At 65.2% G+C, this 7,975-nt stretch carries 11 protein-coding genes and 1 pseudogene; 5 read left to right on the forward strand and 7 right to left on the reverse strand.

Going from position 1 to position 7,975, the window contains the following annotated elements:
• Nucleotides 1-230: 230 nt before the first annotated feature.
• Nucleotides 231-398 (forward strand): annotated as a pseudogene (locus WB785_RS08970) (DivIVA domain-containing protein); the annotation flags it as partial.
• Nucleotides 399-419: 21 nt separating this feature from the next.
• A complete protein-coding gene (locus tag WB785_RS08975) occupies nucleotides 420-671 on the forward strand; it encodes a DivIVA domain-containing protein (RefSeq protein ID WP_424078575.1) in 252 nt (83 codons plus the stop codon).
• Here WB785_RS08975 and WB785_RS08980 read toward each other — a convergent pair whose 3' ends face one another.
• The 4 genes from WB785_RS08980 to WB785_RS08995 all read right to left on the reverse strand — a co-directional run bounded on the left by WB785_RS08980 (nucleotide 672) and on the right by WB785_RS08995 (nucleotide 3,104).
• Nucleotides 672-1,070, reverse strand: coding sequence for a transcriptional regulator (locus tag WB785_RS08980; RefSeq protein ID WP_424078566.1), 399 nt, complete (start codon nucleotides 1,068-1,070; stop codon nucleotides 672-674).
• Nucleotides 1,071-1,427: 357 nt separating this feature from the next.
• Nucleotides 1,428-1,961, reverse strand: a complete 534-nt coding sequence (locus tag WB785_RS08985) for a peptidase (RefSeq protein WP_424078567.1) — start codon at nucleotides 1,959-1,961, stop codon at nucleotides 1,428-1,430.
• A gap of 197 nt (nucleotides 1,962-2,158) precedes the next feature.
• Nucleotides 2,159-2,782 carry a superoxide dismutase gene (locus tag WB785_RS08990; RefSeq protein ID WP_424078568.1) on the reverse strand — a complete coding sequence of 208 codons (624 nt, stop codon included), beginning with the start codon at nucleotides 2,780-2,782 and terminating at the stop codon, nucleotides 2,159-2,161.
• A 163-nt stretch (nucleotides 2,783-2,945) separates the two neighbouring features.
• Nucleotides 2,946-3,104, reverse strand: a complete 159-nt coding sequence (locus tag WB785_RS08995; RefSeq protein ID WP_424078569.1) for a hypothetical protein — start codon at nucleotides 3,102-3,104, stop codon at nucleotides 2,946-2,948.
• A 480-nt stretch (nucleotides 3,105-3,584) separates the two neighbouring features.
• Here WB785_RS08995 and WB785_RS09000 point away from each other — a divergent pair, with 480 nt between their 5' ends.
• The 3 genes from WB785_RS09000 to WB785_RS09010 all read left to right on the forward strand — a co-directional run bounded on the left by WB785_RS09000 (nucleotide 3,585) and on the right by WB785_RS09010 (nucleotide 5,953).
• On the forward strand, nucleotides 3,585-3,929 hold the full coding sequence (locus WB785_RS09000; RefSeq protein ID WP_424078570.1) for a rhodanese-like domain-containing protein: 345 nt from the start codon (nucleotides 3,585-3,587) through the stop codon (nucleotides 3,927-3,929).
• Nucleotides 3,930-3,999: 70 nt separating this feature from the next.
• Nucleotides 4,000-5,115 carry a DUF4328 domain-containing protein gene (locus WB785_RS09005; protein WP_424078571.1) on the forward strand — a complete coding sequence of 372 codons (1,116 nt, stop codon included), beginning with the start codon at nucleotides 4,000-4,002 and terminating at the stop codon, nucleotides 5,113-5,115.
• Between the two features lie 4 nt (nucleotides 5,116-5,119).
• Entirely contained in the window at nucleotides 5,120-5,953 is an 834-nt protein-coding gene (locus WB785_RS09010) for a glycerophosphodiester phosphodiesterase (RefSeq protein ID WP_424078573.1), read from the forward strand.
• Here WB785_RS09010 and WB785_RS09015 read toward each other — a convergent pair.
• From WB785_RS09015 to WB785_RS09025, 3 genes are all read right to left on the reverse strand, one after another.
• Nucleotides 5,950-6,993, reverse strand: coding sequence for an LCP family protein (locus tag WB785_RS09015; protein ID WP_424078574.1), 1,044 nt, complete (start codon nucleotides 6,991-6,993; stop codon nucleotides 5,950-5,952). The genes WB785_RS09010 and WB785_RS09015 overlap by 4 nt on opposite strands.
• Nucleotide 6,994: 1 nt before the next feature.
• Entirely contained in the window at nucleotides 6,995-7,756 is a 762-nt protein-coding gene (locus WB785_RS09020) for a CPBP family intramembrane glutamic endopeptidase (protein WP_424078576.1), read from the reverse strand.
• A gap of 54 nt (nucleotides 7,757-7,810) precedes the next feature.
• Nucleotides 7,811-7,975, reverse strand: a 165-nt coding sequence (locus WB785_RS09025; RefSeq protein ID WP_424078577.1) for a DUF2470 domain-containing protein, incomplete at its 5' end; no start/stop codon positions are given.

Here is a 7,975-nt window from a genome sequence, read left to right on the forward strand (position 1 = left end):
GCCGAACAGGCCCATTCGCTAATCGCCTCCCCGGTATGTCGTCGACTATCGAGGTGCGTATGCCCCGTCGATGCGCCAACCCTAGCGGGAGGGCCAGGGACGCACGCCGTCAGGACTGTCCGCAACACCGGTAACCGTTCTGATCGTTCGCGGCAGCACCTGCGAGGTGGGACCATTCGCTGATGGATCAGGAGGACCCCGAGCAACGCATCGCCGAACTCGAACGTCAGCTGACCGACGCAAACGCGGCTGCTGGCCCGCCGGCCGAATCTACACAGCGCCCGCCGCTGACAGCTGCCGATATTAAAAAGGTGGCTTTCAGCAGGCCGCCAATAGGAAAACGGGGATACAACGAAGATGAGGTTGACGCGTTTCTTGAGCTCGTCGAAGAGCGTCTGCTTAATCCGAGCAGCTCTTCGCTGACCGCATTCGACGTGCAGAACATGGCATTTGACAAGCCGCCAATAGGAAAGCGCGGATACAACGAAGACGAGGTTGATGCATTCCTCGACGTAATCGAATCGGAATTGTGCCGACTAGACGGCACGCCGGGAAGCCGCGGCGCTGGTCAGCAAACTGGTCAGCGTCGCCCGCCGCAGAGCTTGGGCGGTTTTCGCGCTTTGGACCGTCGCTGGCGTCAGTGGCTGGCAGGCCGCCGTCAACGCAGCTAGCTACGCGTCTAGGTGTTCTTTACGGCGTAGCTCTTCAACGCGCTGCACGATGTCCTTTTGCGACTCAGCGGACAAACCGCTGGCGCCCAGGGCGATACGCCGAATGCCCTCATCGCGCATCGTCATCAGCCACGCCAACTCGGTGTCGAGCTTTTCGTAGTACTCGTCGTCGGTGAAGTACGCGGGCTTGATGCGGAAGAAGTTCGCCAGCGCGGCCATGGTGGCAGACGACGGATTGGTGCGGTTGCCGGAGCGTAGCTGCGACAGGTAGGGAGCTGACATCGTGATGCCCTCCGCCTTGAGCGCCGCGATCACCTCAGCAGAGGTATGCGGCCCCCGTCCCGGCGGATAAACCGTGTCGAACAGGCGGTTCAGGCGGGCAGCAAATGTCGTGCTCATCGATATGACCTCCACTGGGTCGGTCGACCAATTATCCATGTGTGGTATTTGCTGATCATCGTAGCGAGTGTTATCGCCGCAACCAAGTGCAAACTTTGCGACCATTGCTAAACATGGCTGTGGCGCTAGTTGGCGACGCCGTTGCAGCGCGCCAAGCTCGGCATTCAGCGAATTCACATGATGTAGCAAGCGAATTGTGGCGCGCTGCGTGCCCTCATCGTGAGCCCTTCGCAGCGCGAGGCTTCGTTGGTTCAGCAGATCGACCTCTACGGCAACCGGCGCGTCGCGCTGAAGTCTCGAAAAGCAGATTTGCTGTCGTCGTCTACTGCGGATGCCCGTGAGCGCGGTTGAGAGCTCTCAAGCAGCGAGCAGCATCGCCAGAATCGCGGTGTCGGGATGGCTTATCGGGTCGACGCCGACGCGGCTCACCACCGAGGTGATCGTTCCGTCGGCTTCTGCCTCCACCCATGCGGCGCGGTGTTCCAGCCCCAGATATGGCAGCCCGGGCAGCAGCACGCATCCCGACGCGGCGCCGTTGCATTCGGGTAGTGACGGTGTGGTCTCCGACGGCGGATGCAGCATCAACAGTGCCGGCGGCTGATGGTCGGCGAAATAGCCTGGCTGAACGGCGGATTCGCCTACCACCGGACCCTCCGCCAGCACCAGGCCGACGGTGCCCGGCACGGGAGCATCCGGTAGTTCCTCGCGAGCGCCGAATACTGTTGTGGTGTTGAGTAATCCAGGCAGCGATGCAACCCGGACCGCAACCATCAACAGCTGTGCCCACTCTTTCGTCGAGTCGGGCCAACGCCCGGAAATGACAAACCCTTTCAGGGCACCACGAGAATGGAATGGGGCCACTTCGACGGCCCGGCCGGACCCGGTTTCCATTTCGCCCTCCGCCATACTTCGGGTACCCAGCGATACGCCGGTGGGTCAATCAGATCAGCATGCGTCAGCAGGTGAATACCCGCAAGCTGACACGAGCAAGCAACGCCCACGAACTCGAAAAAGAAATACGGCCGAAATAGTGAACGGGGCGCCGCGCGAAAGGCGCGACGCCCCGAACAGGCGAATTCAAACTGGAGTCAGCCGGCGATCAGCCCTTTAGCCTTCGAAGTCGCTGTGGCGTAACGCGCCTGGACATCGTCCCAGTTCACGACATTCCAGAACGCCTTGGCAAAGTCGGCCTTGACGTTCTTGTACTGCAGGTAGAAAGCGTGCTCCCACATGTCGAGCACCAGCAGCGGGACGATGCCGAGCGGGAAATTGGTCTGATGGTCGTAAACCTGGAATACCAATAGCTTCTGACCGAGGCTGTCCCAGCCGAGCGCAGCCCAGCCCGACCCTTGCACCGTGGTGGCAGCCGAGGTGAACTGACCGCGGAACTTGTCGAACGATCCGAAGGCCTCGTCAATGGCCGCTGCGAGCTCACCGGTCGGCTTGTCACCGCCGTTGGGGGACAAGTTCTTCCACCACAGGCTGTGATTGACATGCCCGGCCAGATTGAACGCCAAGTTCTTCTCGTGCAGCAGGATCGCCGAGAAATCTTCTTTGGCGCGCGCCTCTTCCAGTTTGGCCACGGCGTCGTTAGCGCCCTTGACATAGGTGGCGTGATGCTTGTCGTGGTGAAGCTCGTTGATTTGACCCGAGATGTGCGGCTCCAATGCTCCGTAATCCCAGTCAAGGTCGGGCAAAGTGTATTCAGCCACGAGATTCCTTCCTTCGACGATCGTTGCCGATCTGCTTCTGACGCTCCGCTTGCAGGCTGTCAGCGGAGCGGCGGCTTGGGTTGGTCAACCATGATCAACCCTGCTCCATCGCCGCGCGCACCGCAACAACGAGTGCGATGCGTGGATACCCGGTGGCGGGATGTCAGAACCAAACGATGACAGCGAGGATCGCCAGCAAAACCAGGGCGATCAGGCCGGCGCGCAAACCGGCGAGCAAGTAGGAGCGACTGCACGTCGCCGAGTTGGCGTACCAACGCGACGACGATCCCGCCGACTGCGGTCCGATCGGTTGCGTTGTCATCGGATGACCCCGCCCTTTGCGTCCAACACTCCCCCAGTGAGATCAGTCACAACTACTCCCAGTGGTCGCGATCATAACCCGTCATGAAGCGGCGGGAAAATTGAACCGCGCGCGGCTAGTTGACCAGCATCTATTTTGCTGGCCGGCGACTCCGGCCGAGCGGCGATGGACACCGTTCCGGTTGGGTTGGGGCGGGGGTCGGCCGGGGCGTTGCGGTGTGACATCCCCCATAAGGGGGAGGTAACGAGTCGATAAACGCGAGCTAAGAATTCGCTCAGGGGCCGCCGGATCTGTCGATCGCGGCTGGATTTTGGCCGGTTGTTATCCACAGCGATCACCCGGGCCGGTCGATTTACCGCGCCTCACTCCGGCCGACCTGGCCTAGCTGGCTGTGGATAAACCTGTGGAAACTGTGGATACCCATTGGTAGCTGGCGCGGCCCTGCGACGCGCCGACTGGGCGCGTGTCAAGATCGAGGCCATGGACAGTCAACCCGTGGTCGCACAGGCCGACGTCGCCGACCTGCCCGCCGAATTCGGTCCCGCGGTGGTGTTGCTGGATGTGCGCGAAAACGACGAATGGCGCCAGGGTCACGCCGTTGGTGCCCGGCACATCCCGATGGGTGAGGTGCCGGCCCGGGTCAACGAGATCGACCCGGAGGCAAAGTTGTACGTCGTCTGCAAGGTCGGCGGGCGCTCGCAGAAAGTGGCCCAGTATCTGGCCGCCAAGGGGTTTGCGCCCGTCAACGTCAGCGGCGGGATGCTGGCATGGGCCAACGCCGGACGTCCGGTGGTCACCGACGACGGCAGTCCCGGCAGCATCTGACCGCTAGGCTTATTGCCGTGATCCGCGCTGCCGACGATGCAGAGCGCAGCGATGAGGAGGAGCGGCGCTAATGATCCAAGTGTGCTCCCAGTGCGGCACACGCTGGAATGTCCGTGACCGGCAGCGTGTGTGGTGTCCGCGCTGCCGCGGAACGCTGCTGGCGCCGTCGTCCGAGACGCCCGGCGTTGATCAGCGGTGGAGTGCCGGCACGCGAACACCGCCACGGCTGCCGCCGGGCTATCGCTGGATCGCAGTGCGTCCCGGCCCGCCGCCACCCCAACGACGTCGGCGCCGCCCGCTGGGGCCGACCCCGCGATACTTGGTGATACCGCGCTGGGGCCTGCAGGATCACGTCGAGCCGGATGCTGCCCGGCGGGGTTCGACTGTTCGAGACGCGCCGCCGCCGAGCAGGGTGCGTGGTGCACTCTTCGCGACCGTGCTGACGCTGGGCGTCGCAGCGCTGGTTCACCTGATGCGTTATTTGTTGCTGCTCATCAACCGCAATTCGCTGCTGAATTGGGTGGTGGCGGATGCGGCGGCGTTGGTAAGTGTGTTGGCCAGCCTGGCCGCGATAGCGGCGGTGATCACCTACGCGTTGCTGCTGACGAGATGGTTGATGGCGCGCCGCACCGCGGCTTTCGCCCATCGCGGGAGGTCGGAGACCCGTACGCCGTGGGCGCTGCGGATCGGCTGTCTGCTGCCGCCGTCGGCCGCGATGGTGCTGGCGATCGCCTTCGCGGTGATGCTGGTGAATCTCGGCCGTTCACCGAGCTGGGGGCTGATGGGTGGGTGCATGCTGGTCTGCTGTCTGCCCTTGCTCGGCACGGTGTGGGCGCTGGTCTATGTCATCGAGCTGGCGAAAACGGAGGACGACTACCCGCGGCTGCGCGCCACCATCTGGGGATGGTGGCTGTTGTGGCTGCTAAGCAGCCTGACTTCGGTTTTCGCATCGGTGACCAGCGGGGCGCAGGATATTCAGGGCATCGCCAACAACACGGTGGCGATGATCGTCGCCTACTTGCTGGCGATCATCGCAGCGATGGCCACGGCCAAGATTTACGAGGGGTTTGAGCGCAAACCGGTCGAACGGCCCGCCCATCGCTGGGTGGTGGTTGCTGACGACGGAACAGCTGAGCCGAAATCGGCTCCTGCAGTTGAGTTGACGGGTGCGGAACCGGCAGCATAGTGGCATGACGCGGGCCGACGAGGTGGTGTCTCGCCATCCGTTCGTAGTCGCTCATCGCGGCGCGTCAGCCGCCCTACCGGAACACACGTTGGCCGCATACGATCTCGCGCTGCGGGAGGGCGCCGACGGCGTGGAATGCGATGTCCGGCTGACCCGCGACGGCCACTTGGTCTGTGTGCACGATCGCCGGCTGGACCGGACGTCGACCGGCGCCGGTCTGGTGAGCACGATGACGCTGGCCGAGCTGCGCGAGCTGGAATACGGTGCGTGGCACGGCAGTTGGCGTGCTGATGGCACCCACGGCGATACCGGCCTGCTGACCTTGGACGCCCTCGTCGCGCTGGTGCTGGACTGGAAACGGCCGGTGAAGATCTTCGTCGAGACCAAGCATCCCGTCCGCTACGGCGCACTGGTGGAAAGCAAGCTGTTGGCGCTGCTGCATCGCTTCGGCATCGCCGCGCCCGCGTCCGCCGATCGGTCCCGCGCGGTGGTGATGTCGTTTTCGGCGGCGGCGCTGTGGCGCATTCGGCGCGCGGCCCCGCTGCTTCCCACGGTGCTGCTCGGCAGGAGCCATCTGTACCTGGCCAGCAGCGCGGCCAGCACAATCGGAGCCACCGCGGTCGGGCCGTCGCTGGCCACCCTTCGTGAACATCCCGAACTCGTCGACCGTGCGGCGGCCCAGGGCCGGGCACTGTATTGCTGGAGTGCCGACAACTACGCGGACGTCCGATTTTGCCGCGACGTCGGGGTGGCATGGCTCGCCACCCACCATCCGGGCCAGGTCAAGGCCTGGCTCGACTCACCTGATCAAGGCCTGACCGGCGCCGACGTCCACTAAATCGGATCCTCGAGGACGGCCGACGGCACCGGTTGATCGGCAGCCAGCGCGTCGAACAGCTTGGCCGCCTTGTCGTGATCCCACACCGCCACCGCGCCGGCGCCGCTACTGGTGAACTCGCCGATCGGGACCGTCAGCGCGACGGTGGATCCGTGCAGCGCCCAACCCAGCCGGGCCATATCCCAGGCGTGATCGCCGTGGTCGACGGTCAGGGCACCGGCCGCCGCATGCGCCACCGCATACCACCGCCATGGGTTCAGCCACACCGCCGGGCTCGCGGCACGGTGCAACACCGCCGACATGAACCGCCGCTGGTTGACCATGCGATCGAGGTCGGCGCGCGGCGTGTCCCGGGAGCGGACGAAGCCGAGTGCGTCGCGGCCGCCGAGTTTTTGGCACCCGGCCGGTAGGTCGACACCCGCGAGTGGATCGTTGATCGGCGCGGCCGGACAGACAGTGACCCCGCCCAGCGCGTCGACCAGCACAGCGAAGCCGCTGAATCCGACCTCGGCGTAATGGTCGAGCCGCAACCCGGTGGCTTGCTCGACCGTCTGCGCCAGGAGCGGCGCCCCGCCCATCGCGAACGCCGCGTTGATCTTGTCGCGGCCGTATCCGGGAATCGGCACGTAGGAGTCGCGCGGTATGGACACCATCGTCGTCGGCGTGCGTGACCCGAACGCCGGCACGTGGACCAGCAGGATGGTGTCGGTTCGGCCGTTACCGGTGTCGCCGCCGGTGGCGAGGGCCTGCTGCTGTTCGGCGGTGAGGCCTTGGCGGCTGTCCGAGCCGACCAGCAGCCAGGTGCTGCCCTGCCCGGAGGCTGGCCGGCTGGGATAGTCGGTCAGCACCGGCTCGCGGTGCAGCGCCGTCTCCATCCACAGCGTTCCGCCCAAGAGGCCGGCACTGATCAGCAGAACGATGACCACCAGGCTCAGCGAAATCAGTTGGCCCCAAGCTCGTTTGCGCCTTCGCGGCATGCGCGGGCGTGGCGGTGGCGGGCCGGGCGGCGCTGGTCGTCGCACGCGTGGGGCATTGGTCATATCAATGCAGCCAGCGCAGATGCCCGGCCAGCACGGCATACCCGACAAAAGCCACGGCGTCGATGATGCCGTGGGCGATCACCAGCGGCCACAGCCGGCCGGTGCGCCGCCACGCATACCCGAACACCAGGCCCATCGCGACATTGCCCAACCCGGCGCCGAAGCCTTGGTAGAGGTGATAAGCGCCGCGCAGCACGCTCGACCACACCAGCGCCACCCGCGAGCCGACACCCAGCTGCTCCAACCGGGTGAGCAGATAACCGACGACGATGATCTCTTCGGCCCAGCCATTGGCGAAGGCGACCAGCAGCAGCATCGGCACCCGCCACCAGGTGTCGCCCAGGCTGGACGGGATGACCGACGCGTTGAGGTGTAAAGCCCGCGCCGCCAGGTAGAGCCCCAGCCCGGGTAGGCCGATCAGCGCGGCCAAGCCGAGGCCGCCGCCCAGGTCGGCGCGCCACTCGAAGCGCGCCAACCCGATCCGGGCCGGACTAAATCCGCTGCGCCACAACAGGTATAAGCCAAGCGCACCCCACGCGAGAAGCTGCACGACGAAGGTCGCATTCAGGCCGAGGTCGATCAAGCCGAAGTAAGACCGGCGCGGATTGAGCGGAATCCGCTGAGCGCTCAGGTTGCGCAACACCGAGTCGGCAAGCTGCAGGATCGCGGTGACGGCGGACAGACCGAACGTCACCGCCAACACGACGACGAGCTCGATGCGCAACGTGCGCCGCTGCGTCGGCTCGGCGTCAGCGGAACTCAGGGGCTTATCCGGCGGGAATGCCACCTCGCCACGGTAACCGGGGCGGACCGCCGGTCAGTCTCGGCGGGCCCGCAAGCCGTTAACGAACGGGCAGCCCATCAGCACCCGGATGGCCTGGCCCAGGCCGGTGACGTCGTCAACCGGCCGGCGGAACGGGAGCCGGACGTCACGGTCGCCGTCGGCGCTTTCGACGCGCAACCGCACGCCGTAGCGGTCGAC

The organism is Mycobacterium sp. (assembly GCF_049585075.1).
GTDB lineage: Bacteria > Actinomycetota > Actinomycetes > Mycobacteriales > Mycobacteriaceae > Mycobacterium.

Coding starts and splice junctions, on each gene's coding strand:
- WB785_RS08980 (WP_424078566.1), bottom strand. CDS start 1,070: ATGAGCACGACATTTGCTGCCCGCCTGAACCGCCTGTTCGACACGGTT.
- WB785_RS08985 (WP_424078567.1), bottom strand. CDS start 1,961: ATGGAAACCGGGTCCGGCCGGGCCGTCGAAGTGGCCCCATTCCATTCT.
- WB785_RS08995 (WP_424078569.1), bottom strand. CDS start 3,104: ATGACAACGCAACCGATCGGACCGCAGTCGGCGGGATCGTCGTCGCGT.
- WB785_RS09000 (WP_424078570.1), top strand. CDS start 3,585: ATGGACAGTCAACCCGTGGTCGCACAGGCCGACGTCGCCGACCTGCCC.
- WB785_RS09005 (WP_424078571.1), top strand. CDS start 4,000: ATGATCCAAGTGTGCTCCCAGTGCGGCACACGCTGGAATGTCCGTGAC.
- WB785_RS09010 (WP_424078573.1), top strand. CDS start 5,120: ATGACGCGGGCCGACGAGGTGGTGTCTCGCCATCCGTTCGTAGTCGCT.
- WB785_RS09015 (WP_424078574.1), bottom strand. CDS start 6,993: ATGACCAATGCCCCACGCGTGCGACGACCAGCGCCGCCCGGCCCGCCA.